The following is a 25872-nucleotide window of genomic DNA, read 5'->3' as shown; positions in this document are numbered from 1 at the left end:
GTCGTCACGGCAGGCGGGAGAACCAGAGCATCGACGCCGCCGCGGCCAGCAGCGCGAACACCAGCCCGCCACCGATGAACCGGGCCGACACGTCCTGCCGCTCCATCCGGTAGCCCACCGACGAGCCGATGTCGGCGTACGCCTCGCGAAGTTCGGCGCTGCTGCCCGCCTCGTAGTAGCCGCCCCCGGACTGCTCCGACACGACCCGCAGGGTCTCCCCGTCGACCGGGACGCGCTGTCCCGCGCCGATCTGGCCGTCGAGCGTGCCGAAGGAGATGGTGTCGACCGGTACCCCGGCCTCCACCGCGTCGCCCGCCGCCGAGCTCGGGTTGCGCCCGGTGGTGTTGGCCCCGTCGGAGAGGATCACCACCCGGGCCGGCGGCGGCTCGTCGACCGCCTGCGCGTCAAGCGTGCGGATCGACTCCAGCGAGGCGTCGATGGCGTCGCCGATCGCGGTGCCCTGCACGCCCGTCACGCCCTCGTCGAGCCGGTCGATACCGGCCGCCATTACCTCCCGGTCACCGGTCGGCGGCACCATCACCGAGGCGCTGCCCGCGAACGCCACCAACCCCACGTTGAACTCCTCCGGCAGGTCCGCGACGAACTCCCGGGCCGCGTCCTTGGCCGCGACCAACCGATCCGGCGGTACGTCGTCGGCGAGCATGGACCGGGACACGTCCACCGCGACCATCACGGTGGCCCGTTCACGGGGTACGCGCACCTCGTCGGTGGGCCGGGCGAACCCGACCACCAGCAGCGCCAACATGGCGATGAACAGACCGGCGGGCACGTGTCGCCGCCACGCCGGGCGGGCCGGCGCGACCTTGTCCAGCAGCCGCAGGTTGGTGAACCGCACCGCGTACCGGCTGCGTCGCCGCTGCATCACCAGGTAGCCGACGACCAGCGCGACCACCCCGGCGAGCAGCCACAACCTTTCCGGGGACTCCCAACTCACGCGTTTCTCCCTCCAGCCGGTCGGGTGGCTCGGGCGAGCCGTCGTTGGGCGTGGACGTGGCGGACGATGTCGGCGATCCAGTCCCGGTCGGTGCTCAGCGGCAGGTGTGACGCACCGGCCCGACGCAACGCCCGGGTCACCGCCAGGCGCTGGGCGGCGGCGGCTGCCGCGTACCGCTCCCGCAGCTTGCGGCTGCCGGTGGACACCTCGCGGCGCTGGCCGCTCTCCGGGTCGACGAGCGTGATCAGGCCGACGTCGGGCAGTTCCAGCTCGCGCGGGTCGCGGACCTCGACCGCGAGCACCTGGTGCCGGGCGGCCAGCCGCCGCAGCGGTCGCTCCCAGTCCGGCGGCGGCCCGTCCGCGCCGCCCATCCCCTCGTCGGGCAGGCCGTCGAGGAAGTCGGAGACCACCACGGCGAGACCGCGCTGACCGGCGGAACGGCGCAGCCCGTCGATCGCGTCGGCCAGCGGCACCGGCTGGGTGGCGGGCCGCCCCCGGGGCACCTCCATCAACGTCCGCAGCAGATTGATCAGGTGGTGGCGTCCGGTGCGGGCGGGGAAGCGGCGTACCCCGGCGTCACCGAGCAGATGCGCGCCGAGCCGGTTGCCGGTGCCGGCGGTGAGGAACCCGACAGCGGCCACGGCCGCCACCGCCAGTTCCCGCTTCTCCAGCTCGGCGGTGCCGAAGTCCATGCTGGGCGTGGCGTCCACGAGCGTCCAGGTGGTCAGCTCCCGGTCCGCGTCCACGGTCCGCACGTGCGGCACGGCGGTACGCGCCGTCACCGACCAGTCCATCCGCCGGACCTCGTCCTCACCGGCCCGGTACTCGCGGCTGCCCGCCGGCTCGCTGCCCGGACCGGGCAGTAGCCCCAGGTGCTGGCCGTGCAGCAGCCCGTCCAGGCGGCGGTTGATCGTCAACTCCAGCCGGCGCAACCGACGCTGCGGCGCGAGCCGCCCGACACTTGTCGTGTGCGCGTTCACGCCGCCGCCCCCAGGCCGGGCCCCTGCTGCTCCTGCGCGGGGGCGATCTGCGGCGGCGGCACCGCCTCCACGATCCGCCGCACCAGCTCACCGGCGTCCACGTCGTCGGCGACCGCGTCGAAGCTGAGCACCAGCCGGTGGGTCAGCACGTCGGCGGCGATCTCCCGCACGTCGGCGGGAAGGACGTAGTCGCGGCCCCGCAGCAGGGCCAGCGCCCGTGCCGCGGCGACCAGGCCGAGCGTGGCCCGGGGGCTGGCACCGTACGCGAGCTGGTCCGCCACGTCGGCCAACCCGAAGCGGCGCGGGTCCCGGGTGGCCAGCACCAGGCGGACGACGTACTCGGCCAACGCATGATGGACGAACACCTCCCGCGCCCGGGCCTGGAGCGCCGCGAGCCGGGCCGGGTCCAGCACCGGCCGGGCGGCCGGCGTGCTGGTGCCCATCCGATAGAGGATGCCCAGCTCCTCGTCGTCGGTCGGGTAGTCGACCACCACCTTCATCAGGAACCGGTCCCGCTGCGCCTCCGGGAGCTGGTACACCCCCTCGGACTCGATCGGGTTCTGGGTGGCCAGCACCAGGAACGGAGTCGGCACCGGATAGGTCCGCCCACCGAGCGACACGTGCCCCTCGGCCATCACCTCCAGCAGCGCCGACTGCACCTTCGCCGGAGCCCGGTTGATCTCGTCGGCGAGCACCAGGTTGGCCATCACCGGTCCCAGTTCCACGTCGAAGCTCTCCGTCGACGGGCGATAGATCCGGGTGCCGAGGATGTCCGACGGCACCAGGTCCGGGGTGAACTGGATCCGGGCGAAGCTGCCACCCACCGCCGTGGCCAGGGTCTCGGCGGCGAGCGTCTTCGCCACCCCGGGTACGCCCTCCAACAGGCAGTGCCCCCGGGCCAACAGTGCGGTCAACAGCCGCTCCACCAGCCGGTCCTGGCCGACGATGACCCGCTTCACCTCGAACAGGGTCTGTTCCAACAGTCGGGCCGCCCCGGCGTGCTCGCCGATGACGTCGAATTCGCGTATGTCGGTCGTCGTCACGCACTCGCTCCTCGGTCGCGTCAGGGACGCGGGTACCCGACCTGCGGGGGAGGCCGGGTACCCGCTCCTGACCCATTGGGCCAGAGCCCCCCGAAAGCCAACCGAACGACGACCGTGAAGGCCGGGCACCGCCAGGCCGATGGACCGGATTCGGCGAGTTGTGGGGTGCCATGTGGACGCGGTGGTGTGGTGCACAGAGCGTCTGGGCAGGTGGAGTGGGGTGTGCGGGCGCTATCGAGCTGATGGCGCAGACGGTTCGTTTTGTGGGACGGCTAGCCGTCGCGCACGGCGATGCCCTTGCGCGACAGCACAAACGGTTCAGCTCGACAGGGCTAATACCCACACATGTACGCCGTCTCCGGTCGCGAACTGATTCACCAGATGAGCGGGTGGCTCACCCCCGTCAAGATCACGCTCGATCCTGGATCGAGTGGCATCCCAGCGCCCCGATAGCCACTCGATCCAGGATCGAGCACGACCTTGATCCCAGCGCGCGAGTGGTCGTCAGGCGGCCAAGGAGACGCTGGCAGTCAGACAAAGCTGAACATCTGTGTGGCGGGCGGCATCGGCGGAACAGCAGCGGGGCGGGCGGTGAGCCGGTGCATGCCGACCCGGAATCGGGCATTGGCGGGGCTGGTGAAGGACATTTCGCTGAAGCCGTGCTCGGCAAAGCAGGTGCGGACGTCGTGGCTGGGGTCCTGACCGTCGTCGGCGCGTCCTCGGGTCCAAATCACAATGCCATCGGCGACGACAAGGGTGTGCAACATGGCGATGGTCCGGCGTACGTCGTAGAACGTGATGTTGCCGAACACGCCGCACGAGAGGAGTAGGTGCGCGGGCTGGACGTCCACGTAGGTATCCGTCGCACCAGCGTCTGCGGTTCGCACTTCGATCCCGGGCAGGCCGAGACCGATGGCCGCGGCACGGGCGCGCTGTGACAATGTCGGGTCACGTTCGATGAGTAGCGCCTCGACTGTGCGTCCGCCGTCATGTTCGGCAAGTACCGGCAGCACGTCGCGCCCATCACCAGCGCAGATGCTGATCAGCCGCCGGGTGCCTCGTTCATCGCGAGGTGCTTCGGCCAGAGCCCGCCGAAGGTCACGCTGGACGATGTGCAGCCTGCGTGCCAGTGACGAGTTCGGGGTGTCGTAATCCTGATGCCACCGGAGCCAGTCCTTGGTCACGATGGCATTCAATCAGCAACGAACGATGAGATCCGTCGCGCACCCGCCGAGGTCCGCAGTCGCCCCGTCGCCCGTACCCTCCTCGCCGAGATCATCCATCGCACCCCCGCCCCCGCCGACGTGGCCCGACTGGCCACCACCGTAGGCCTGATCCCCCACACCCCCACCTGACCAAGTGCACGCCCCGCCGCAGCCCCGCCCATCGCCCCGCCGATCATGGAGCTGTGGTCGCCGGTTTGTCCAAATACATCCATACTTGCCGCCGCCACAACTCCATGATCGGCGGGTTTCGTGGCGCCAGCCCGTGTTGATCAAGAGGTTTTGGTCCTCTACGCGCGGGTTCCGTGAACCAAACCTCTTGATCAACGCGTCGAGCGTCGAGGCGCTAGGGGAGGGGTCAGAGGCGGTTGCGCTGGGTGCGGTAGCGGCGGATGAGGGCGGCGGTGGAGCTGTCCAGCGTCGTCAGGTCGGGTCCGTCGCCGGTGAGCAGGGGAGCGAGCTGGTTCGCCATCACCTTGCCGAGTTCCACGCCCCACTGGTCGAAGGGGTTGATGTCCCAGATCGCGCCCTCGGTGAGGACGATGTGCTCGTAGAGGGCGACCAGTTGGCCGAGGGCCGCGGGGGTGAGGCGGTCGGCCGTGATCGAGGTGGTGGGGTGGTTGCCCGCCATCACCTTGTGCGGTACGAGGTCGGCCGGAGTACCTTCCGCCGCGACCTGCTCGGCGGTGCGGCCGAAGGCCAGCGCGGCGGTCTGGGCGAAGAAGTTCGACATGAACAGGTCGTGCATGTCGCCGATCTCGTGGTTGGGCTCGCTGAACCCGATGAAGTCGGCCGGCACCAGCCGGGTGCCCTGGTGCAGCAGTTGATAGAAGGCGTGCTGGCCGTTGGTGCCCGGTTCGCCCCAGAAGATCTCGCCGGTGTCGTACGCCACGGGCTGCCCGTCGGTGCGGACCGACTTGCCGTTGCTCTCCATGGTGAGCTGTTGCAGGTAGGCCGGGAACCGGTGCAGGTACTGCGAGTAGGGCAGCACCGCGTGGGTCTGCGCGCCGAGGAAGTTGGCGTACCAGATGTTCAGCAGGCCGAGCAGCACCGGGGCGTTGCGGGCCGGCGGTGCGGTGCGGAAGTGCTCGTCCATGGCGTGGTAGCCGGCCAGCATCTCGTCGAAGCGCGCCGGGCCGATGGAGAGCATCACCGACAGGCCGACCGCCGACGGCAGCGAGTAGCGTCCGCCGACCCAGTCCCAGAAGCCGAACATGTTCGCCGGGTCGATGCCGAAGTCCGTCACCCGCTGGGCGTTGGTGCTGACCGCGACGAAGTGCCGGGCCACGGCCTCGTCGCCCGCGTCGAGTCCGGCCAGCAGCCAGCGTCGGGCCTGGTGGGCGTTGGCCAGGGTCTCCTGGGTGGAGAAGGTCTTCGACACGATCACGAACAGCGTGCTGGCCGGGTCCAGGTCGGCGGTGGTGTCGTGGATGTCGGTGGGGTCGATGTTCGACACGAACCGGCAGGAGATGCCGGCGTCGCGGTACGCCTTGAGCGCCTCGTACGCCATCACCGGTCCGAGGTCGGAGCCGCCGATGCCGATGTTGACCACGGTGCGGATCCGCTCGCCGGTGTGTCCGCGCCACTGGCCGGACCGCACCTGGTCGGCGAAGTCGGCCATCCGCTGCCGGACGGCGTGCACGTCGGCCACCACGTCCTGACCGTCCACGGTCAGCGTGGCGTCGCGGGGCAGCCGCAACGCGGTGTGCAGGACGGCCCGGTCCTCGGTGCCGTTGATGTGCGCTCCGGCGAACATCGCGGCGATCCGGTCGGTGAGCCCGACCCGCTCGGCCAGCGCGGTCAGCAGGGCCAGGGTCTCGTCGGTGACCAGGTTCTTGCTGTAGTCGACGTAGAGATCGGCCACCTCGACGGTCAACCGCTCGCCCCGGTCGGGATCACCGGCGAACAGGTCCCGCAGGTGCGTCGCGCGGATCTCGTCGGCGTGCTTGCGCAGGGCCTGCCACTCGTCGGTGGTGGTGACGTCCGCAGCCATCGGATCGATCGTCTCCTCGCAGGGTAGGCGCGCCGCCGGCGTCGTCCGGCCGGCGGGATGGGACCAGCCTGCCACACGAAGATCGCCGCACCGGGCCGGACGCGGGGTCACCGGTCACGATCCGCGCGGGTGTCGATGCGCTGTGCGCACGGGCGGCGGACGTCGGCGGGGTCGCTGCCCGACGCGGGAACGGACAGGGCAAGGTGGAGGCATGACGACGCCGGCACCGAAGAATCCCGCAGCCGCCTCCGCGACCTCCGCCGCCCCCCGGCAGACGCTGCTGGTGCTGGGCGCCAGCGGGGACCTGACCGGCCGGTTGCTGCTGCCCGGGCTGGGCCGGTTGCTGGCCAGCGGCGCGGTGCCGAATCTGCGGCTGATCGGCAGCGGCATGGAGGACTGGGACGACGAGCGCTGGCGTCGCCGGGTGGCGGACTCGTTCGCCAGTGTCGACGCGCAGGGGCCGGTCGAGGCCGACGTACTCCGCGAGACCCGGTACGTCACCGCCGACGTGACCCGTGAGGAGGACCTGCGGGGGCTGCTCAGCGGCTGTGCCGGCCCGGTGGTGATCTTCTTCGCGCTGCCGCCGTTCGTGACCGCCCGGTCGGCCGCCGCGTTGGCCCGCATCGGCGTACCGCCGGGCACCCGGCTGATGCTGGAGAAGCCCTTCGGCGTCGACCGGATCTCGGCGCGTTCGCTCAACGAGCTGCTGGCCACGTTGGTGCCCGAGGACCAGGTGCACCGCATCGACCACTTCCTCGGCAAGTCCACCGTGCTGAACCTGCTCGGCCTGCGCTTCGCCAACCGCATCTTCGAGCCGGTGTTGAACAACACCCACGTGGCCTGCGTGGACATCGTCTTCGACGAGACCCTGGGCCTGGAGGGCCGGGCCGGCTACTACGACCGTGCGGGCGCGTTGGTCGACATGGTGCAGAGCCACCTGCTCCAGGTGCTCGCCCTGCTCGGCATGGAACCGCCGCCCACGTTGAGCGCGAAGGAGCTGCGCGGGCGCAAGGCGCAGGTGTTGCGGGCCGTCCGCCTGTGGCAGGACGACCCGGTGGCGGCGAGCCGCCGGGCCCGGTACACGGCGGGCGACATCGACGGCCGCCACCTGCCCGCCTACGCGGCGGAGGAGGGCGTGGACCCGGGCCGGAACACCGAGACCCTCGCCGAGGTGGTGCTGGAGGTGGACACCTGGCGCTGGGCGGGCGTCCCGTTCCGGCTGCGCTCCGGCAAGGCCACGTCGGCGGTACGCAAGGAGGCCGTCATCACCTTCAAGCAGCCGGCCCGGGTGCCCGACGGCCTGACCGGGTACGAGGAGCCGGACCGCCTGCGGATCGGGTTCGGGCCGGACTGTCTCGGGCTGAACCTGAACATCAACGGCCCCGGCAACCCGTTCGACCTGGACCAGGTGCACCTGACGGCGGACTTCGGCCCCGGCGAGCTGCCCGCGTACGGCGAGGTGCTGCGCGGCGCGTTCGAGGGCGACCCGACGCTGTCGGTGCGGGGCGACGTGGCCGAGGAGTGCTGGCGCATCGTCGAGCCGGTGCTGGCGGCCTGGAAGGCGGGGAGCGTGCCGTTGCAGGAGTACGCGGCCGGTTCGGCCGGTCCGGAGGATTCGTTGCTCGGCCCGGTACGCGGCTGACCAGGGCGACCGGCGGCTGCACCGCGTGAGGGATTCTCACTGATGGTGACAGTGTGATATCTCTCAGCTACTCTTCAGGCACCGGTGCTAGCTTCCCGTCTCGACGGGATCCATGATGGACGGCGCCGATTCCGTTGCGACACAACGGCTGAGGCGTAGAAGTTTCACGTCCGTGCCACGGTCGCGCCTGTGGTCGAGGGAGAAGCTCGTGGTGTTCAAGAAGATGCTGGGTGCCTTCGGGATCGGCGCGCCCAGCGTCGACACGGTCCTGTCCGATCCGGGCACCCGCCCCGGCTCGATGCTGACCGGCCAGGTGAACCTGACCGGCGGCAACCAGGACGTGGACATCGACCAGGTCGTGTTGAGCCTGGTCACCCGCGTCGAGGTCGACGGCGCGGACGGCGACCACGACGCGACCGTCGAGTTCCACCGGGTGCCGGTCGCGGGCGGGCTGCGCCTCGCGGAGGGGCAGCACCTGGCTCTGCCGTTCCAGATCCCGATGCCGTTGCAGACCCCGGTGACCGACGTCTACGGCCAGCGGCTGCCCGGCATGACCATGGGCCTGCGCACCGAGGTCGCCATCCGTGGCGCGGTCGACAAGGGCGACCTCGACCCGGTGTACGTGCACCCGCTGCCGGTGCAGGAGCGGATCCTCGAGGCGTTCGGGCGGCTGGGCTTCCAGTTCAAGGGCGCCGACCTGGAGCACGGGCAGATCGCCGGGGCGCGCCAGACGCTGCCCTTCTATCAGGAGATCGAGTACTTCGCCGCGCCGCAGTACGCCCACGAGATCAACGAGGTCGAGCTGACCTTCCTCGCCGACGAGCAGGGCGTCGACATCGTGCTGGAGTTCGACCGGCGCGGTGGCCTGTTCACCGGTGGGCACGACTCCTACGGCCGCTACCGCGTGGCGCACGCCGACGCCGACCAGCGGGACTGGGCCGCCGAGGTCGACGGCTGGTTCCGTCAGGCGCTCGACCAGTACCGCACCCTGCACCCCGGCGCGGCCTTCGCCCAGCCCGGCCCGCAGGGTTACGGCCAGCCGGGCTACGGGCAGCCGGGTTACGGCCAGCCCGCCTACGGCCAGCCCGCCTACGGCCAGCCCGGCTACGGCCAGCCGGTCGGCTACCCGCCGCAGCAGCCCATGTACGGGCACCACCAGGAGGAGCACCACGAGCGGCGCGGGCCGGGCATGGGCGCGGTCGCCGCCGGTGTGGTCGGCGGTGCGGCGCTCGGATTTGCCGGCGGCATGGTCGCCGACGAGGTCTTCGATTCCTTCGGTGACGACGAGGGCGACGACGGCGGCGAGGAGTGACTCGCTGACTCGTCGCCCCGTCGACGTCACCACGAAGCGGGTCTCCACCCGCGACGGCCGCCCGGTCGCCAGGCTCCCCACTGGTGGCCGGGCGGTGTCGTGTGCCGGGTCTAGGTCTAGTGGCTGGTCAGCGCCGGTCGGTCCGCCTCGAACCGGGCCCGGGTGAGGAAGGCGAGCCGGGCGCGCTTGTCCGGCATGTCGATCTCCTCGGCCAGGGTGAACCCCTCGGCGAGCAGTCGGCGGCGGGCCGCGTCGTTGCGGACGTCGGGCTCGACGACGATGCGGTCCCGGGTCGGGTCCAGGAACAGGAACCGGGCCAGGGCGGCGCCGACCGGACCGGCCAGCGCGCGGGGCAGGCCGGGCGGCGGGGCGAGCAGCAGGTGCATGCCGATGTCGCCGGGGCGTACGGGATAGCGCTCGCCGACCGGGTCGGCCGCCGGCTGGTACGTCTGGAACAGGCCGATCGGCACGTCGTCGATCCGGATCAGGTACGCGTGATGGGTGGTCAGAGCGTCGACGAACTCGTAGATCTCGCGCACCTCGTCGAGGGTGTGCGAACCCATGCCCCAGAACACCGCGCGGGGCTGGGTGACCCAGCCGTGCAGGAGTTCGGCGTCGACCATCGGGTCGACGGTGGTCAGGCTGAGGGTGCCGAGGTCGGCGATCTTCTCCTGGTACATGCTGCCTCGCTTCGGATGGGCAGAGCGGGCGGACCCTCACGCGGTCGGAGCGCCGGGTCCTCGCCACGATCGGAAAGTTAGGTTAACCTAACCTAACTTTCCGGGACGGTAGCAGGAGGCACGGGTGAAGCGGAACTGGGAGTCGCTGGTCCTCAAGGCGATGGGAGGACGGAACTTCCGACTGACCGTCCTGGACTCCGCGCCGGTGAACGAGCGGTACCAACGTCTGCTGGTCGACGGTGGCGGGTTGCTCCAGGAGTGTGAGGTCCACCCGACGATGTGGATCCGGCTCTGGTTCGACAACGACGGACGGGCGCACCAGCGGGCGTACACGCTCGTCGACCCGGACCCGGAAACCGGCCGCTTCCACCTGGAGTTCGCGCTGCACGACGGCGTCGCCGCCCGCTGGGCCGGCGCGGCCCGCCCCGGCGACACCATCGAGGCCACCGTGCACGGCACCGGGTTCGCCCTGCCCGACCCGGCGCCCCGGCACCTCTATCTGGTCGGGGACGCGGCCTCGCTGCCGGCGGTGAACAGCCTGCTGGACAGCGCGCGGGACATCCCGGCGACGGTCTGGATCGAGTACGCCCACGAGGACGAGAAGGAACTGGCCGCCCGCGCCCGTGCACACCACGAGGTGGTGTGGGTGCCGCGCCGCGACGACGGGCGGCACCTGGTCGACACCGTCCGCGACGGGATGAAGGCCAGCGACGGCGGCTACTACTGGGTTGCCTGCGAGGCGGCCACCGCCCGCAGCATCGTCAAGCACATCCGACGCGGTCTCGGCGTGGGCCGCCAGCAGTTGACCGGGGTGGGCTACTGGACCGCCCGGTGAGCGGCGGCCCCGGCGGGTCTGCGCCGGGGCCGCCGTCGGTCAGCTCGTCGGGAAGTTGTCCGGGGTCCGGATGCGCTCGCGCATGAACGCGCCCGAGGTGGTCAGCATGGACGTACCCGTGTAGTTGCTGCCGTTGCAGGTGCCCGGCCGCAACGCCGCACTGCCCTCGGCCTTGTCGGAGAACGTCCAGTTGGCGTACCCGATCTTCAGCCGGTCGAGCAGGTCCAGCCACTGGGTGCTGCTGGCCAGGTCGGCGGCGCCGTCACCGGTGTAGTCCACCAGGCCGAACTCGGTGACGAACAACGGCAGCCGCGCGGCGGCCCGCTCGACCTCGGCCCGGTAGTTGTCCCGGTGCGACGCGGCGTAGAAGTGGAACGCGTACATGACGTTGCTCGCGTTCACCGGGTTGTTGACGATCTCGGTGTGGTTGGAGCCCTCGGAGACGCCCAGCGAGGACCAGCCCCGGGTGCCGACGATGACCACCGCGTCCGGGTCGTTGGCACGGATGACCGGGATGACCTGGTCGGCGTAGTTCTTGATGGTGGACCAGCTCACCCCGTTGGGCTCGTTGGTGATCTCGTAGATCACGTTGTTCTTCGACGCGTGCCGTGCGGACACCGCCGCGAAGAAGGTCTTGGCCCGCTCCAGGTTGTGCATCGGGTCGCCGGGCGTGAGCGTGTGGAAGTCGATCATCGCGTACATGCCCCGCTCGGTGGCCTCCTCGACCAGGGCGTTGACCCGGTTGGTGAAGCCCGCCGGGTCGGTCTCGTACCCGTCCTCCTGCACGTACATGGCGATCCGGAACAGGTCGGCCCGCCAGTCGGTGGCGAGCGCGTCCAGCGAGGCGTCGTTGTAGCAGTTGCCGAACCACTGGAGGCCGTGGCTGCTCATGCCGCGCAACTGGATCGGCCGGCCGTACTGGTTGCAGAGGTTGACCCCGCAGACCCGCAGCTGCCCGTTGACGGCCACCGGGGTCTGCCCGCCGGGCGGTGGGGTGGTCGGTGGCGGCGTGGTCGGCGGGGGAGTGGTCGGCGTGGTCGAGCCGGTGCAGACCGTGCCGTTGAGGGTGTACGAGGTCGGTGCCGGATTGGCGCCGGTGAAGGTGCCGTTGAAGCCGATGGTGGTGCTGGCGCGGGTGGCCAGCGACCCGTTCCAGCTCAGGCTCCGTGCGGTGACCTCGCTGCCGCTCTGACTCCAGGTCGCCGACCAACCCTGCGCCAGGCGCTGGCCGCCGTCCGGGAAATGGAAACCGAGCGTCCACCCGTTGATCGGGTCGCCGACGTTGGTGATGGTCACGCTGGCGGTGAACCCGCCGGACCAGCTGTTCGTCGTGTAGGTCACCGAACAGCCGGGTGCGGCCATCGCGGCGGTCGTGGGCAGGACGGCCAGCGTGCCGAGGGTCAGCGCGCCGACGGCACCGGCCGCGACCAGGAGGCGCCGGGCGCGGCGCGGAGGATGCTTCATGGGAACCGTCGCAATCTGGTCATGGTGGGGTACGGCCCTCCGGCGAGAAAGGACGAAGGCGCGGGAGCGCTCCCACGGCAGCCTACGATGGTCGGAAACACCCGCGCAATATTTAGCGCCGTCGAAGCGAGGTGACACGGTGACGCCCCGGGAGGCTCTCCCGGGGCGTCACCGTGGACGGTGTCGTGGCGCCGAGCGTCAGAGTTCACCGGCGGCACGTCGCCGGTCGGCCTCGGCGTCGGCGGCGCCGACCGGCGTCGGGTCGGTGTCGCGCTGCGCTCCGGTCAGGTCGATGTCGGCGCCGGCCCGGGCGGCGTCGGCCGCCGCGTCGTCCGCGCCCACCACCTCGCCGGTATCGGGGTCGCCGTCGGTGCGTACGAGATCGCCGGCCGCGGCGAACGCGATCGGCGTGTAGCGGGGCTCGGTCATGTCGTCCTCCTCGTCGCCGGTGTGTCGCTCTGGTACCCGCCACCGGCGCGGCCCACACCGCCGTGTGCGTCCACCCCGGACCAGGAAACGCCATTCCTGAACGCACGATCAGGAGCCTGGAAGGGTTCGTCGATGTCCCGGATCGTTGCCGGATCGTTGCCTCGCTTGCCGTATGGCAAAGATCACGCTGGGTCCCTATGATTGCCCGTTTCCGTGCGGTGGGAAGCGCGAGATTCGCGGACGGCAGCACAGTGGATACCCAGAGTGATTGTTTCCGGTGGGTGACGTGTCCACGGCACGGGACGGTGGCACAGGTGTGCCACCACGATTTGCGCTGCTCACTACCCTGATTCTGATCATCGGTAGTGAGCCTCTCGACTTGACAAGGGTTTCAGATGAGCGACAGCCACTCTCCGTACGGAGGGCAGCCGGACCCGAACGCCGCCCCGTGGGGTAACCCGCCCGGTCCGCCGCCGATGCCGCCCGGCAGTCCGGCGGGCTACCCGATGCCGCCGGGTGCTCCCACGAGCGGGCCGGGCGCCCCCGGCTACCCCACGAGCGGCGCCCCGGGCTACCCCACGAGCGGGCCCGGTGCCCCCGGGTACCCCACGAGCGGGCCCGGCGCGCCGGGATATCCCACGAGCGGGCCTGGCGCCCCGGGGTACCCGTCATCGCCGTACGGCGCACCCACGCCCCCTCCTCCGCCCTACGCCGTCCAGGGCCAGCAGAAGTCCGGTAACCGGAACGTCTGGCTCGGCCTCGGCATCGGTGCCGCCGTGATGGCCGTGCTGGTCGCCTGCGGCAGCACCATCGGCTACTTCATGCTCGGTGACGACGACGAGCCCACGCAGATCGCCGCCAGCACCAGCCCCTCGCCCGACGGCGACAACGGCGGCGGCGAAGGCTCGGAGCCCTCGCCGACGCCCGCCGAGCCGGACAACGACGGCGGCAACGGCAACAACAACGCCGTCACGGCCCGCAACTCCAGCGACTTCAACGCGGTGTGCGACGGCAACCCGGTGCTGAACGCCGCGCCGTACAGTTCCCCCAAGGGCGCCAAGGTCTACACCTTCGCCAACAACCCGGACCGCCCCGGTTCCTGGCTGAGCAAGTCGGTCGGCTTCAACAAGCCGTACTACGCCCGGACCTCCGACTGGGCGACCGTCTCGGTCGTCGGCTGCCTCACCTTCGTGCAGGGCAGCGAGGGCGAGCCGCGCAAGTGCCAGTACAAGGACCGCGACGACAAGCAGATCACGGTCGACTACATCTCCTCGCGCTACACCCTGACCTTCCACAACGCCCAGACCGGCGAGAAGGTCGGCGACGGCGGTCGGATCAACGCCCCGGCCGGGCGCTGCCCGAGCTTCATCTCCTACAACCGGGAGACCCTGAAGTCGTACGCCCAGCCGGACAACGGCGCCATCGAGCTGGCCCTGGACAAGTTCACCTCCTGAGCACAGGCGCCTGACCGGCGGGGGCGGGACCGAGAGGTCCTGCCCCCGCCGTCGTCGTACCGGCAGGCACGACCGGCACGGGAAGCGTGGTGCCGCACCGGCCGACAGTAAGGGCGACCGAGGAACGGGCCCGCGACGGACCGCCGGCCGACCACGGCGTCCCGGCCGAGTCGCCGTGATGTCCGACCCGGCGGCTAGCCTGTCGTCGTGTCGCGACCGTGCGGACGGAAGGGGTCCTGATGGCTGACGCGGACGACGTCCGTCGGTTGGCGCTCGCGCTGCCCCACGTGGTCGAGAACGACAGCGACGGCTTCGACTTCCGGGTGGCCGACAAGGGGTTCGTCTGGTCCTACCCCGAGCGCCGGCCCGGCAAGCCGCGCGTGATCCGCACCGACGTGGCCGTGCTCTTCGTCGGGGACGAGGCCGAGAAGCAGGCCCTGCTGCTCGGCGAGCCCGACCTCTTCTTCACCACCCCCGGCTACGACGGGCTGCCCCTGGTCATGCTGCGCCTGGCGGCGGTGGGGGTCGACCGACTCGCCGAGCTGGTGACCGATGCCTGGCGGATGCGTGCGCCGGAGTCGCTCGCCGTCGACCTCGACGAGGCCGCCCTCCGTTGACCGCCGCCGTCCGCCCGGCGAGGGGCGGCGGGCAGTGTCGGGTTTCCTCCTCGGGGACTGCACGGCGTGAAGGCCCGGTGACAGACTGGACGACAGTCGATGTCCCGGGGGTGCGCGATGTTCGGTCGGTGGCGCAAGCGGAAGGCACCACCGTCGGGTGCGCGACGACCGACGGGTACGCAACGACCGTCAGGTGAGGCGCGACCGTCGGCCGGGCCGGGCCCTGGGCTGGGGCCGGGGATCAGCGTCACCCCACTGCCCACCGAGACGGCGGCTCGGCAGGCCGCCCAGGGCGGGTCACCGGAGGACATGAACCGTCTCGGGATCACCCTCAAGCTCGGCGGCCGGGCGGACGAGGCAGCGCAGTGGTTCCGCAGGGCCGCCGAGGCCGGCAGCACCGACGGGATGGCCAACCTCGCCCTCTATCTGATGGGTCAGGGACGCAACCAGGAGGCCGCCGAGTGGTTCCGCCGGATCGGCGACCCGCTGGGTGAGGCGTTCGCGCGACGGTTGTCGTCGGAGCCCGACAATCCGCCCGACCGGTGACCGGCATCCCCGACGCCTGGGGGACACCGCAGTACCACCTCCTCGTCGGCGCCTGCGGTCAGGCCGAGGCCCACCACGACAGTTACGAGCGCACCGGGTCACTGCGGGACCTGGAGTTCGCCCTCGCCGTCTTCACCGAGGTGCTGAGGGTCGCCCGGAACGTCGACATCCGCAGCACCGCCGCCAACGGTCTCGGGACGGCCCGCTGGTCCCGCTACGAGCGCTTCGGTGACCTGGCCGACCTGGACGCGGCGGTCGGGTTGTTCCGGGACGCGCTGGCGATGTATCCGAACGAGCGCACCCCCGCCACGCCGTCCTTCCACGCCAACCTCGGTGGTGTGCTGCGGTTGCGCTGGCGGCGTACCGGCGTCGAGGCGGACCTGGTCGAGTCGGTGACCCAGGTCCGCGCGGCGCTGGCGGCGACCGGTCCCACCCATCCGCGCCGCGCGGGCCGGCTGACCAACCTCGCCGACGGGCTGCTCACCCTGTCGCTGCGGTACGACGACTCGTCCGCCCTCGCCGAGGCGGTCGAGGTGTCCCGCGAGGCGGTCACGGCGGCCGGGCCCGGTGACGACCTCGCCGGGATGCTCTCCAACCTCGCCGAGATACTGCGGCTGCGGTACCGCTCGACGAACGGCCGGGAGCGGGTCCTGCTGGACGAGGCGGTCGAGCGGGGACGTGAGGCGGTGGCGGCGGCCGGCGACCGACACCCGCTGCGGGCGCGGTTCGAGTCGAACCTCGCGCTCGTCCTGGTCGACCGGTACGCCGCCGGGCGGCACCCGGCCGACCTGGCCGAGGCGGGACGGCTCGCCGAGCACGCGGTGCGAGCCACGCCCGAGGGGCACCCCAACCGGGCGGAGCGGATGCTCGTGCTCGCCGGCATCCGACGGGCGGAGGTGACCCGACTCGCCGCCGAGGTACCCCGTCTCCGGGAGGCCCGCCGGCTCGCCCGTGCCGCCCGGGACGCGGCGGCGGCCGTGCCCGAGGGGCACTACCTGCGGGCCGATGCCCTGCTCGGCGAGGCCGCCGCGTTGACGGTGTGGGCGGTGAGCGGCGAGCCGAAGGCGTACCAGGAGGCCATCACCATCCTCCGGCGGGTGGCGCGGGACCCGACCGCACCGGTCCGCGTACGTGTCGAGGCCGCCCGACGGTGGGCCAACGCCCTCCTCGCCAGCAGCCGGGGACGGGACCTCGCCGGCGCCCGGCAGGCGTACCACCTGGCGGTCGAGCTGTTGCCCCGGACCGCGCCGAGGCGTGTCACGCACGCCGACCGGGAACGGCACCTGGGTGCCTTCGTCGGTCTGGCCCGGGACGCCGCCGCCTGCGCCATCTCGGCCGGTGACCCGCTCGACGCGCTGCGGCTGCTCGAACACGGCCGGGGGGTGCTGCTCGGGCACGCCCTGGACGCCCGGACCGAGCTGACCGAGCTGCGTCGACGGCGTGCCGACCTGGCGGACCGCTTCGAGGCGGTGCGGAACGCGTTCGACCGGCCGGAAGGGATCGGTTTCAGTTCCCTGCCGGACGACCTGACGGTGCCCGGCGAGGACCGGCACGCGCTGGCCCGGGACTGGGACGCGCTGCTGGAGGAGATCCGGGGCGTCGACGATCTCGCCGGGTTCCTGCGCCCGCCCCCCGTCGACGACCTGCTCGCCGAGATCGCCCGGCGAGGTCCCGTGGTGGTGCTCAACATCAGTGGGCTGCGGTGCGACGCCCTGGTGCTCGCCGGGGGCGGGGTGCGGGTGGTACCGCTGCGGCTGAGTCTCGACCAGGTGGTCGACCGGGCCCGGCGGCTGCGCGCGGCCGTCACCCGCACCAACCGGCCGAGCCTGCCCGCTCCACTGCGCGAGGAGGCCCGGTCCACGGTCGCCGAGACCCTGGACTGGCTCTGGGCCACCGTCGCCGCGCCGGTGCTCGACGTGCTCGCGCCGCCGTCCGGCTCGCGGCTGTGGTGGGTGCCGACCGGGCCGCTGACCAGCCTCCCGCTGCACGCCGCCGGGCCGGCGGACGGACCGGGCGTGCTGGACCGGGTCGTCTCCTCGTATGCCCCGACGGTGCGCAGCCTGGTCACCGCCTGGCGATCCCGTCCGGCGGCCCGGACGGCCGTGCCGCTGGTGGTGGCCCTGCCGCAGACGCCGGGACTGGGCGACCTGCCGAACGTGCCGACCGAGGTGCGGATGCTGACCGCCCGGTATCCGGGCAGCGCGGTGCTCCTGGGTGCGCGCGCGGTCCGGCGGTCCGTGCTCGACGCGTTGCCCCGGCACCCGTGGCTGCACTTCGCCGGTCACGCGGTCAGTGCCGCCGACGGGAGCGCGGACGGGCATCTCGTCCTGCACGACCACGCCGCCGCCCCGCTGACCGTCGCCGACATCGCGCGGCTGCGGCTGACGCGTGCCGAGATCGCCTACCTGTCGGCGTGCGACACCGGGGTCTCCCACGAGGACCTGGACGACGAGGCGCTGCACGTGGCCGGTGCCTGCCACATCGCCGGGTTCCGGCACGTGGTCGGCACCGCGTGGGCGATCGACGACGCCGTCGCGCCCGGCGTCGCGGCCGACTTCTACGCCCGGTTGAGCGGGGCCGACGACGCCGCGTCGGCCCTGCACCAGGCGGTGCGTACGCTGCGCGCCGCGCAACCGGACCGGCCCGCGCTCTGGGCGCCCTTCCTGCACGTCGGTCCGTGACACGATGGTCGATGTGACCGATCGACGTGACGACACCGACCGGGGTGCCACCGAACTCCTCATCGGCGCGCTGGCCGGGTCCACCCTGCTGCCGTTCGTCCAGGCGCTGGCCACGAAGGCGGGGGAGGACGTCTACCAGCTGATCCGGGACAGACTGTCCCGCCGGGCTCGCCGCGACGTGCAGGACGAGATCCGCACCGAGGGCACCGTCACGCTCACCGCTGCCGCCGCGCGGGTGGTGCTGCGGCTGCCGGAACAGGTCACGTCCGAGATGGCACTGCGGTTGGAGAACCTCCCGCTGCCGCCGTACCGGCCCGGCTGGTTGCTCCTGTCGTGGGACGCGACCCAGCGCCGATGGATCACGACCGCGCTGTCCGGGCCGCCGGAGAACGCCACCAGTCTCGACCCCTGACCGTCCGCGCGGCGCGGGTCCACCACCGGCCGGGAACCCGGGTCCGGCTTTTCGATCTTGTTGGTGCCGTGTGACATGGTGGCGGCATGGAACCGCAGGTGGATGCCGAGCGCCGCGCTCTGCCCGAACCCGTCCGGGTCGCCCTGCGGGTGCTGCGCGACTACCGGCCGACCTTCGCCCGGGTACGCGCCCTGGTGCGCAGCATGGTCACCTCGTTCCTGGTGCTCAGCACGACGTTCTGGCTGCTGCCCGGCGTCACCATCAGCGGCCTGGTCGGCCTGCTCTGGCTGGTGGCCCTGGTCACCGGCGTCGGGGCGGTGCTGCGGCCGGTGCTGCTGGCCCTGGCCACCGCGCTCGGCGGACTCGGTGCGTTGACCATCGGCGTGGGCGTCCAGGCCGTCGTCATGTACGTGGCACTGCAACTGGCCCCCGAGGCGCACGTCGCCGGGTTCGCCGTCGCGTTCGCCGCCGCCTGGCTCGCCGTGGCGCTGGCCGCCGTGGTCAACTGGCTCGCCGACGCCGGCACCGACGACACCTTCGTCAGCGAGATGCTGCGGCTGATGAGCCGGGTCCGGCGCTCCACCGACCGTGATGGTCGCCGCTGGTGGCGCTGGCGCCGCAGCGGCCCGGCCCGGCGGGACACGCCCGGCGAGGTCCCGGCCGAGGGCCTGCTCGTCATCCAGCTCGACGGGGTGGCCGCCCCGGTGCTGCAGTGGGCGGTCCGCGCCGGCAACCTGCCCACCATGGGCCGGTGGCTGCGGTCACGCAGCCACCGGATGACCCGCTGGCACACCGGGCTGCCGGCCACCACGCCCGCCGCCCAGGCCGGCCTGCTGCACGGCGAGTTCGGTCGGGTGCCGGCCTACCGCTGGTACGAGAAGGCACCAGCCGGCCCCGACGGGACCGTGCCGCCCGGGCGGCTCGTGGTGACCAGTCGTCCCCGCGACGCGGCCGAGGTCGAGCGGCGGATCTCCACCGGCCGGGGGCTGCTGCGCGACGGTGGGGTGAGCATCAGCACCGCCTTCTCCGGCGACGCCCCCACCACCCTGTTGACGGTCAGCCACGCCGGGTTGCCCGGCCGCTCCACGCCCGGCTATGCGGCGTTCATGACCAGCCCGTACGGCTTCGCCCGAACGGTGGTGCTCGGTGCCGGGCAGGTGCTGCGGGAACTGCACGCCGCCCGGCGGCGACGGGTGCGCGGCGTACAGCCCCGGGCCGACCGGGGCGGCTCCTACCTGGCGTTGCGTCCGCTGGCCAGCCTGCTCAGCGATCTCAACGTGTCGCTCATCGCCGAGCAGATGGCCCGGGGCGCCCCCGTCGTCTTCTGCGACTTCGTCGACTACGACGAGGTGGCCCACCACGCCGGCCCGGCCCGGCCGGAGGCGATGGCGGCGCTGGAGTCGCTCGACCACACCCTCGGCATCCTGCAACGGCTGGCCGCCGAGGCGACGCGGCGCTATCACATCGTGGTGCTCAGCGACCACGGCCAGAGCCAGGGCGCGACGTTCCGCCAGCGGTACGGCGAGACCCTGACCCAGGTGGTGTCCCGACTGGTCGCCCCGGGCGTCGACGAGCCCGCGCCGGCACCGCGCCGACGCCCACGTGGGCCTGGCCGGGACGCGGCGCTCGCCGGTGGCGAGCACGAGACCACCCGCAACGCCGAGGAGCAGGCCCGGGTCGACACCCTGCTCAGCGAGGTGTCCGGCCGCAGCGGTGTGACCGCCACCGCGACCCGGATGGCGGTACGTGCCCGGCCGGAGGCGGCCCGTGGCCCGCACCCGACGCACGAGCAGGCTGCCGCGTCGGGGCGTACCGAACCGGAGACCGTGGTGGTGGCCTCCGGGAATCTGGCGATGGTCTATCTGACCCGGCATCCGGGGCGGCTCACCCGCGAGCGCCTCGACGAGGTGACGCCGGGGCTGGTGGCGGGTCTGGCCGCGCATCCCGGCGTCGGCGTGGTCGTCGTCGACTCGGCCGCCGGAGCGCTGGCGGTCGGCCGGTCCGGGACCCACCGGCTGACCGACGGGCACGTCGAGGGCGACGACCCGCTGCTGCCGTACGGGCCGAGGGCCCGGCACGACCTGCTGCGGCACCAGGGCATCGACCACGTCGGTGACCTGGTGCTGATCAGCTCCGTGGACCCCGGCCTGGAAGAGGTGACCGCCTTCGAGGAACTGGTCGGCAGCCACGGCGGCCTGGGCGGTTGGCAGAACGACGCGCTGCTGGTGCATCCCGCCGACTGGCCGCAGGAGGGCGAGCTGGTCGGCCCGGACGCGGTGCACCGCCAGTTGCTCGACTGGCTGTCCCGGCTCGGCCTGCGCAGCCCCGACGAGCCCGACGACCCGGCGCACGGGGTGGGCGACGCACCGACCCGGTCCGGCATGGCGGAGGGGCCCGCCGGTACGGCGGCGGGGTCCGACGCGGGGGACAGGCTCGCTCCGGCGGGCCGGCCGGGTCAGCCGACCCCCCGACCGCGTCCGGGGGAGACCGGAGTGCGGTTACCGGCTATGGCGTCGCCGGTGGATGAGCCGGCTCGGGCCGGCGTCGCCCCAGCAGGCTCCACCCCTGAGTGACCAGCAGGACCAGCACGATCGCGGCGAGCACGCTCTGCCACGGCTCGGGGAAGATGGCCCGGCCGAGCACGCCGATCATCGCGTAGAGGGCCGACCAGAGCAGGACGGCGGGCAGGTTCGCCACCGCGAACCGCCGCCAGGTCATCCCGGCCATCGCCGCGGCCAGCAGCACCGGCAACCGGCCGCCGGGCACGAGCCGGGAGACCAGGAGCATCGGGACACCGCCCTCGCGTACCCGTGCCGACAGCCGGTCCAGCCGTTGCGGCCCGCGCAGCCAGCGCAGTCGCCGGGCGATGCGTTCGCCGCCCCAGCCGAGCACCGCGAAGACCACCAGATCACCGAGGTACGCGCCGAGCGCCCCGGCGAACACGACCAGGAGCACGGTCACCGGGTCCTGGTGGGCGGCGAGGGCGGCGGCACCGCTGACCGCCGCCCCGGTAGGCACCACCGGGACGACCGCGCCGAACATCACCACCAGCGTGAGCCACGCCAGCGTGCCGAGGGCCGCCGTCATGCGCCGGGCACGGTGAGGGACTCACCCGGCTGGAGGACGCGTACCCGGGTGTCGGGGGAGATCCGTCGCGCGTGCCGGGCGAAGTCGTCGCCCGGCTGGAAGAACCGGTCCGGCCGGACCCGGTCGCACCCGATCGGCCAGAAGGTGCCGTAGTGGATCGGTACTGCCCACGCCGCCGCCACCCGCCGGGCGGTCTCGGCCGCGCCCTCCGGGTCGAGGTGGCCCGGGCCGAGTGTGGGTCCCCACCCGCCGACCGGGATCAGCGCCAGGTCGAGGGGGCCGAGCGAGTCCATCTCGGCGAAGAAGCCGGTGTCCCCGGCGAACCAGGTCCGCGCCCGCCCCTCGACGAGGTAGCCGATGGCCGGTGCCTGGTGCCGCGACCAGGGGCCGCGTCCGGCGGGGTGGGCGGCGGGCACGGCGGTGACGGTGACCTCGCCGATCGTGGTCGCCTCGCCGGGGGCCAACTCGGTGTACCGGTCGGCGGTCGCGCCCAGGCCCCGCCGCACCAGCGGCGCGGCCCCGGCCGGGAGGACGAGCCGGGTGTCCGGGGGTAGCCGGCGCAGCGACGCGAGGTCCAGGTGGTCGGCGTGCAGGTGCGAGACGAGTACGGCGTCCGGTGCGGCCGACAACCGGGGAGTGGGTCCCCGTCGCCGCCGCAGGTGGGCGAGCCGGTCGCGGAGCAGCGGGTCGGTGAGCAGTCGGGTGCCGGAGTCCTCGATCCACACGGTGCTGTGACCGTGCCAGGTCAGCTCGACCACACCGTCACCCACCCCGCCCTCGACACGCCTGCCACCGTAACGGGTGCAGGTCGGCACCCCCTCGGCGGCCGTGGTGCGGGGCGGTGCCGGGCTCCCGCCCGACGCGCCAAGAGATAGATGCTCATCCTTGTCTGTGTGATCGCTCACATGTTAGCGTTCGCATCGGTGGTGATGGTGAGCACGCCCTCTGTGGCTCTCTGGCGGGCAGCCGAGGAATTGATGTTGTCGCTAACACTGCCTCGGTCACGGTCGACCGGCACCGCTCGTCCCGCCGTTCCCGTCCCCGTACGGCTGGTCCGGCGAGCGCGCCACCACCGGAACAGGAGTCCGTTGTGAGCTTCGTGTCCGCGCTGCCGCGCAGCGCCAGAGCCAGACGTGGGATCGCCTGGCTGACGGTTCCCTTGATGATGGTGATCTTCTTCGCCGCTCCGGCGAAGGCGGACAATCCGCTCGTACAGCACGTCTACACGGCCGACCCGGCGCCACTGGTGCACAACGGCCGGGTCTACCTCTACACCGGACGCGACGAGGACGGCTCGACCTACTTCACCATGCGGGAGTGGCGAGTCTTCTCCTCGGCCGACATGGTGAACTGGACCGACCACGGGTCCCCGATGAACCTGGGGACGTTCGCCTGGGCCGACGCCAACGCGTGGGCCGGGCACGTGGTCCCCCGCAACGGCCAGTTCTACTGGTACGTGCCGGTGCGGCAACGCTCCAACGGGCAGATGGTGATCGGTGTCGGCGTCTCCAGCTCGCCGACCGGGCCGTTCCGCGACGCGTTGGGTCGGCCGCTGGTCGGCAACAACGAGATCGACCCGCACGCCTTCATCGACGACAACGGTCAGGCGTATCTCTACTGGGGCAACCCGAACCTGTGGTACGTCCGGCTGAACTCGGACATGATCTCGTTCTCCGGCAGCCCGACCCAGATCCCGCTGACCACGGCCGGTTTCGGCACCCGCACCGGCAACGCGAGCCGACCCACCCTCTACGAGGAGGGGCCGTGGGTCTACAAGCGCAACGGCGTCTACTACAACGTCTTCGCCGCCGAGTGCTGCTCGGAGTTCATCGGCTACTCCACCGCCCCCGGCCCGACCGGCCCGTGGACCTATCGGGGCACCGTCATGCCGAGGCAGGGCAGCAGCTTCACCAACCACCCCGGCATCATCGACTTCGCCGGGAACTCGTACTTCTTCTACCACAACGGCGCGCTGCCGGGCGGCGGCGGTTACACCAGGTCGGTGGCGGTGGAACGCTTCACCTACAACGCCGACGGGTCGATCCCGACGATGAACATGACCACCGCCGGGCCGCCCCAGGTGGGCACGCTCAACCCGTACGTGACGCAGGAGGCCGAGACCATCGACTGGGCCAACGGCATCGAGACCGAGGTGTCCAGCGAGGGTGGGATGAACGTCGGGTTCATCGAGAACGGCGACTGGATCCGGGTCAAGGGCGTCGCGTTCGGCACCGGTGCCTCGTCCTTCACCGCCCGGGTGGCCTCGGGCACCAGCGGCGGGACCATCGAGCTGCGGCTGGACAGCAGCACCGGCCCGCTGGTCGGGACCTGTGCCGTGCCGGGCACCGGGGGTTGGCAGAACTGGGCGAACACCACCTGCAACGTCAGCGGCGCCACCGGCACCCGCGACCTGTACCTGCGCTTCACCGGCGGCAGCGGCTACCTGTTCAACATGAACAACTGGCGTTTCACCGGCGGCACCGGCACCGGCGGCAACCTGGTCACCAACGGCGACATGGAGAGCGGCACGACCGGCTGGACGGTCTTCGGCGCCGGCACGCTGGCGTCGAACACCAGCGTGGTCCGGGGCGGCACGCGCTCGCTGCTGCACTCGGGGCGTACCGCGTCGTGGAACGGCCCCAGCCAGGACGTGACGTCGAAGCTGACCAACGGCCGCACGTACACCACGACGCTCTGGGTGCGGTCGCAGAGCGGCACCCCGTCGGTGCGCCCGACGCTGGCGGTGACCGCCGACGGCACCACGAACTACGTGCAGCTCACCCCGGCGGCGACGGTGAACGCGAACGGCTGGACCCAGCTCACCGGCACCGCCACCGTGTCGTGGAGCGGCAGCCTGACCGGCGCGCGTCTCTATGTCGAGACGGCAGCGGGCACCGACGGCCTGTACCTGGACGACGTGTCGTTCCAGTGAGCCGCACGCCGTGGGCCCGGCCGCCGACCGGGCCCACGGTAGTGCCTCTCAGTGGGCGTCGAACCGGTGCCTCTCAGCGGGCGTCGAGCCGGGCGAGCAGGGTCTTGGGCGCCACCACCCGGTACCCGTCCTCGACGACCTCGGCGAGTTCGGTCTCGTCCACACCGGTGTCGAGGCGTACGCCCACCCAGCCCCGATGCCCCACATAGGGCGGACGGAAGTAGGTCTGCGGGGCGGACGCGATCAGCTCCTCGGCCGAGCCCGGTGGCGCGGCGCACCACAGGTGCGGGAAGTCGTTCTGGTGATGGCCGTCCGGCCACACCTGGGCGAAGGACTTCTTGCCCCGGATGAACCAGGCCGGCGTGCCGTGGCTGGGGCGTTCGGTGACCTCGGGCAGGTCCAGGCAGACCCTTCGGATGGTCGCCACCAAGTCGGTCATCGATACACCGTACGGCACCCGGAGGCCGGGACCGGCGAACGCCTCGCGACCCGCACCAGCGGGCCGATGCCCCGCCGGCAGCCCGCGCCGTGCTCGACAGACTTTGGGACCCCGGACCGGATCCGCCCCGGCCGACTACTGCCTGCGAGGGGGGGACCACTCGGAGAGCAGCGACGTGACTCCGGCCGGTGAGCGACAAGTGGACGGGTGAGGCGGGACGCGGACGGGTGAGGCGGCGCGGGGAGCGGCCGGAGCCTCAGCGACCCGGCGCGGGCCCGGTGATCTGGTGGTGCAGCCGGTCGAGCCGGTCGAGCACGTCGAGCATCATGATCCGGAGCGAGGCGGTGTCCGCGTCCCGGTCCGTGGTCACCCGGCCGAAGGTCGCACCGTAGTAGAGCGCGGACAGGACGGCGGGGGTGACCACCTCGGTGACCCCCACGTCCCGCAGTACCGCACCGGCGGTGCCGTCATCGGTGGTCAGCCCGAGCAGCAGGTGGCTGCCGGCGATGGTGGCGGACCCGTGTGCGGCGGCCTGGGTGGCGGCCGTGGTCAACGTCGTGCGGGCGCTGGTGCCCAACGTGGGTGGTGTCGCCCCGCCGTTCCGTCGCGAGGCGCGGGACCGGCCCGGCCGACGGCCGACGGCTCCGTCGATCGCGGCCTGGATCGAGGCGGCCGGGAAGCCGAGCAGCTCGACGGCGTTCAGCACCAGGCTCTCGCCCTCGTCGAGGAACGCCTGGAGCAGGTCGACCGGTTCGACGAGCGCCGCCCCGCGAGCCGCCGCGACGTCGTACGCCTGGCGCAGGATCGCCGCGACGTGGTGGTTGGGCGGCGGTGCCAGGTCGACCGGCTCGGGCAGCGCGAGGTCGGCGACCGCGTCGTGCGCGGCCCGGTCGACGCCGTCGAGCGCCTGGGTCAGCGCGGTCTGGCAGATCCGCGAGACCGGCAACCGGGCCTGGCGTACCCGCTCGGCGAGCGCGTCGGGCAGGTACACGTTGATTTTGGGCATGTGGGGGTCCTGTCGTGGCGGAGGCGGGGCGGGGGTGGGGGCTGGGGTGCAGGTCACAGCGTCCACCGGCTTGATCTCCTGCAAATCCTAGGGGCATACTAGGGTTATGCCAACGCCGCTGACCGCCCGCCGCGCGGTCGAC

General features: G+C 72.2%; 22 protein-coding genes. 10 read left to right on the top strand and 12 right to left on the bottom strand.

What is annotated here, in order from left to right; all coding sequences use genetic code 11:
• Positions 1–4: 4 nt before the first annotated feature.
• The 5 genes from ACFYTT_RS23155 to pgi all read right to left on the bottom strand — a co-directional run bounded on the left by ACFYTT_RS23155 (position 5) and on the right by pgi (position 6194).
• Positions 5–955, bottom strand: a complete 951-nt coding sequence (locus ACFYTT_RS23155; RefSeq protein WP_387262079.1) for a VWA domain-containing protein — start codon at positions 953–955, stop codon at positions 5–7.
• The gene (locus ACFYTT_RS23150) at positions 952–1935 is read right to left on the bottom strand and encodes a DUF58 domain-containing protein (RefSeq protein ID WP_387262076.1); all 984 of its coding nucleotides are present in this window, start codon (positions 1933–1935) and stop codon (positions 952–954) included. The genes ACFYTT_RS23155 and ACFYTT_RS23150 overlap by 4 nt, the downstream gene beginning before the upstream one ends.
• Positions 1932–2963 carry an AAA family ATPase gene (locus ACFYTT_RS23145; RefSeq protein WP_387262139.1) on the bottom strand — a complete coding sequence of 344 codons (1032 nt, stop codon included), beginning with the start codon at positions 2961–2963 and terminating at the stop codon, positions 1932–1934. Before ACFYTT_RS23145 ends, ACFYTT_RS23150 begins: the two co-directional genes overlap by 4 nt.
• 545 nt (positions 2964–3508) lie before the next feature.
• Complete coding sequence (locus tag ACFYTT_RS23140; protein ID WP_176093875.1) at positions 3509–4162, bottom strand: class I SAM-dependent methyltransferase; 654 nt, start codon at positions 4160–4162, stop codon at positions 3509–3511.
• Between the two features lie 397 nt (positions 4163–4559).
• Positions 4560–6194, bottom strand: a complete 1635-nt coding sequence (gene pgi, locus ACFYTT_RS23135; RefSeq protein ID WP_176093876.1) for a glucose-6-phosphate isomerase — start codon at positions 6192–6194, stop codon at positions 4560–4562.
• A 211-nt stretch (positions 6195–6405) separates the two neighbouring features.
• On the opposite strand from pgi, the gene ACFYTT_RS23130 reads away from it, so the two are divergent.
• Both ACFYTT_RS23130 and ACFYTT_RS23125 read left to right on the top strand, forming a co-directional pair.
• A complete protein-coding gene (locus tag ACFYTT_RS23130; protein ID WP_387262073.1) occupies positions 6406–7836 on the top strand; it encodes a glucose-6-phosphate dehydrogenase in 1431 nt (476 codons plus the stop codon).
• Positions 7837–8044: 208 nt separating this feature from the next.
• A complete protein-coding gene (locus tag ACFYTT_RS23125; RefSeq protein WP_387262071.1) occupies positions 8045–9148 on the top strand; it encodes a sporulation protein in 1104 nt (367 codons plus the stop codon).
• 116 nt (positions 9149–9264) lie between these two features.
• On the opposite strand, the gene ACFYTT_RS23120 is transcribed toward ACFYTT_RS23125, so the two are convergent.
• Entirely contained in the window at positions 9265–9828 is a 564-nt protein-coding gene (locus tag ACFYTT_RS23120) for a GNAT family N-acetyltransferase (RefSeq protein WP_176093879.1), read from the bottom strand.
• A 124-nt stretch (positions 9829–9952) separates the two neighbouring features.
• On the opposite strand from ACFYTT_RS23120, the gene ACFYTT_RS23115 reads away from it, so the two are divergent.
• Entirely contained in the window at positions 9953–10663 is a 711-nt protein-coding gene (locus ACFYTT_RS23115) for a siderophore-interacting protein (RefSeq protein WP_387262068.1), read from the top strand.
• A gap of 39 nt (positions 10664–10702) precedes the next feature.
• On the opposite strand, the gene ACFYTT_RS23110 is transcribed toward ACFYTT_RS23115, so the two are convergent.
• Entirely contained in the window at positions 10703–12127 is a 1425-nt protein-coding gene (locus ACFYTT_RS23110; protein WP_387262065.1) for a cellulase family glycosylhydrolase, read from the bottom strand.
• A gap of 198 nt (positions 12128–12325) precedes the next feature.
• A complete protein-coding gene (locus tag ACFYTT_RS23105) occupies positions 12326–12556 on the bottom strand; it encodes a hypothetical protein (protein WP_176093881.1) in 231 nt (76 codons plus the stop codon).
• Positions 12557–13332: 776 nt separating this feature from the next.
• Between ACFYTT_RS23105 and ACFYTT_RS23100 the strand changes: the two genes are divergently transcribed.
• The 6 genes from ACFYTT_RS23100 to ACFYTT_RS23075 all read left to right on the top strand — a co-directional run bounded on the left by ACFYTT_RS23100 (position 13333) and on the right by ACFYTT_RS23075 (position 20839).
• The gene (locus ACFYTT_RS23100) at positions 13333–14010 is read left to right on the top strand and encodes a hypothetical protein (protein WP_236145627.1); all 678 of its coding nucleotides are present in this window, start codon (positions 13333–13335) and stop codon (positions 14008–14010) included.
• 239 nt (positions 14011–14249) lie between these two features.
• Positions 14250–14627, top strand: a complete 378-nt coding sequence (locus ACFYTT_RS23095) for an MmcQ/YjbR family DNA-binding protein (protein WP_176093882.1) — start codon at positions 14250–14252, stop codon at positions 14625–14627.
• 309 nt (positions 14628–14936) lie between these two features.
• Positions 14937–15173: a tetratricopeptide repeat protein gene (locus ACFYTT_RS23090; RefSeq protein ID WP_176093883.1), complete on the top strand. Its 237-nt coding sequence runs from the start codon at positions 14937–14939 to the stop codon at positions 15171–15173.
• Positions 15170–17854, top strand: coding sequence for a CHAT domain-containing protein (locus ACFYTT_RS23085; RefSeq protein WP_387262061.1), 2685 nt, complete (start codon positions 15170–15172; stop codon positions 17852–17854). Before ACFYTT_RS23090 ends, ACFYTT_RS23085 begins: the two co-directional genes overlap by 4 nt.
• 13 nt (positions 17855–17867) lie before the next feature.
• Positions 17868–18266, top strand: coding sequence for a hypothetical protein (locus tag ACFYTT_RS23080; protein WP_131052128.1), 399 nt, complete (start codon positions 17868–17870; stop codon positions 18264–18266).
• An 86-nt stretch (positions 18267–18352) separates the two neighbouring features.
• Positions 18353–20839 carry a phage holin family protein gene (locus tag ACFYTT_RS23075; protein ID WP_254876842.1) on the top strand — a complete coding sequence of 829 codons (2487 nt, stop codon included), beginning with the start codon at positions 18353–18355 and terminating at the stop codon, positions 20837–20839.
• Here the strand turns inward: ACFYTT_RS23075 and ACFYTT_RS23070 are convergent.
• Both ACFYTT_RS23070 and ACFYTT_RS23065 read right to left on the bottom strand, forming a co-directional pair.
• Positions 20772–21353 (bottom strand): DedA family protein, encoded by a 582-nt coding sequence (locus ACFYTT_RS23070; RefSeq protein WP_131052129.1) that lies wholly within the window; start codon positions 21351–21353, stop codon positions 20772–20774. The genes ACFYTT_RS23075 and ACFYTT_RS23070 overlap by 68 nt on opposite strands.
• Positions 21350–22123, bottom strand: a complete 774-nt coding sequence (locus ACFYTT_RS23065; RefSeq protein ID WP_236145629.1) for an MBL fold metallo-hydrolase — start codon at positions 22121–22123, stop codon at positions 21350–21352. The genes ACFYTT_RS23070 and ACFYTT_RS23065 overlap by 4 nt, the downstream gene beginning before the upstream one ends.
• A gap of 392 nt (positions 22124–22515) precedes the next feature.
• Here ACFYTT_RS23065 and ACFYTT_RS23060 point away from each other — a divergent pair, with 392 nt between their 5' ends.
• Entirely contained in the window at positions 22516–24285 is a 1770-nt protein-coding gene (locus ACFYTT_RS23060; protein ID WP_131052130.1) for a family 43 glycosylhydrolase, read from the top strand.
• Positions 24286–24358: 73 nt separating this feature from the next.
• Here the strand turns inward: ACFYTT_RS23060 and ACFYTT_RS23055 are convergent, their stop codons facing one another.
• Both ACFYTT_RS23055 and ACFYTT_RS23050 read right to left on the bottom strand, forming a co-directional pair.
• Entirely contained in the window at positions 24359–24724 is a 366-nt protein-coding gene (locus ACFYTT_RS23055; protein WP_131052131.1) for an MmcQ/YjbR family DNA-binding protein, read from the bottom strand.
• Positions 24725–24980: 256 nt separating this feature from the next.
• Positions 24981–25730: a Clp protease N-terminal domain-containing protein gene (locus ACFYTT_RS23050; protein ID WP_387262055.1), complete on the bottom strand. Its 750-nt coding sequence runs from the start codon at positions 25728–25730 to the stop codon at positions 24981–24983.
• Positions 25731–25872 lie beyond the last annotated feature (142 nt).

Source organism: Micromonospora sp. NPDC003816, from assembly GCF_042874705.1.
In the GTDB taxonomy this organism is placed as follows: domain Bacteria; phylum Actinomycetota; class Actinomycetes; order Mycobacteriales; family Micromonosporaceae; genus Micromonospora.
The sequence above is the reverse complement of the archived record's forward strand: the minus strand, read 5'-3'. Positions and strand labels throughout refer to the sequence as shown.

Excerpts from the sequence above, each read along its gene's own strand:
- pgi (WP_176093876.1), bottom strand. The coding sequence starts at position 6,194 with ATGGCTGCGGACGTCACCACCACCGACGAGTGGCAGGCCCTGCGCAAG.
- ACFYTT_RS23110 (WP_387262065.1), bottom strand. The coding sequence starts at position 12,127 with ATGAAGCATCCTCCGCGCCGCGCCCGGCGCCTCCTGGTCGCGGCCGGT.
- ACFYTT_RS23095 (WP_176093882.1), top strand. The coding sequence starts at position 14,250 with ATGGCTGACGCGGACGACGTCCGTCGGTTGGCGCTCGCGCTGCCCCAC.
- ACFYTT_RS23120 (WP_176093879.1), bottom strand. The coding sequence starts at position 9,828 with ATGTACCAGGAGAAGATCGCCGACCTCGGCACCCTCAGCCTGACCACC.
- ACFYTT_RS23075 (WP_254876842.1), top strand. The coding sequence starts at position 18,353 with ATGGAACCGCAGGTGGATGCCGAGCGCCGCGCTCTGCCCGAACCCGTC.
- ACFYTT_RS23105 (WP_176093881.1), bottom strand. The coding sequence starts at position 12,556 with ATGACCGAGCCCCGCTACACGCCGATCGCGTTCGCCGCGGCCGGCGAT.
- ACFYTT_RS23090 (WP_176093883.1), top strand. The coding sequence starts at position 14,937 with ATGAACCGTCTCGGGATCACCCTCAAGCTCGGCGGCCGGGCGGACGAG.
- ACFYTT_RS23130 (WP_387262073.1), top strand. The coding sequence starts at position 6,406 with ATGACGACGCCGGCACCGAAGAATCCCGCAGCCGCCTCCGCGACCTCC.
- ACFYTT_RS23070 (WP_131052129.1), bottom strand. The coding sequence starts at position 21,353 with ATGACGGCGGCCCTCGGCACGCTGGCGTGGCTCACGCTGGTGGTGATG.
- ACFYTT_RS23050 (WP_387262055.1), bottom strand. The coding sequence starts at position 25,730 with ATGCCCAAAATCAACGTGTACCTGCCCGACGCGCTCGCCGAGCGGGTA.
- ACFYTT_RS23055 (WP_131052131.1), bottom strand. The coding sequence starts at position 24,724 with ATGACCGACTTGGTGGCGACCATCCGAAGGGTCTGCCTGGACCTGCCC.
- ACFYTT_RS23060 (WP_131052130.1), top strand. The coding sequence starts at position 22,516 with ATGATGGTGATCTTCTTCGCCGCTCCGGCGAAGGCGGACAATCCGCTC.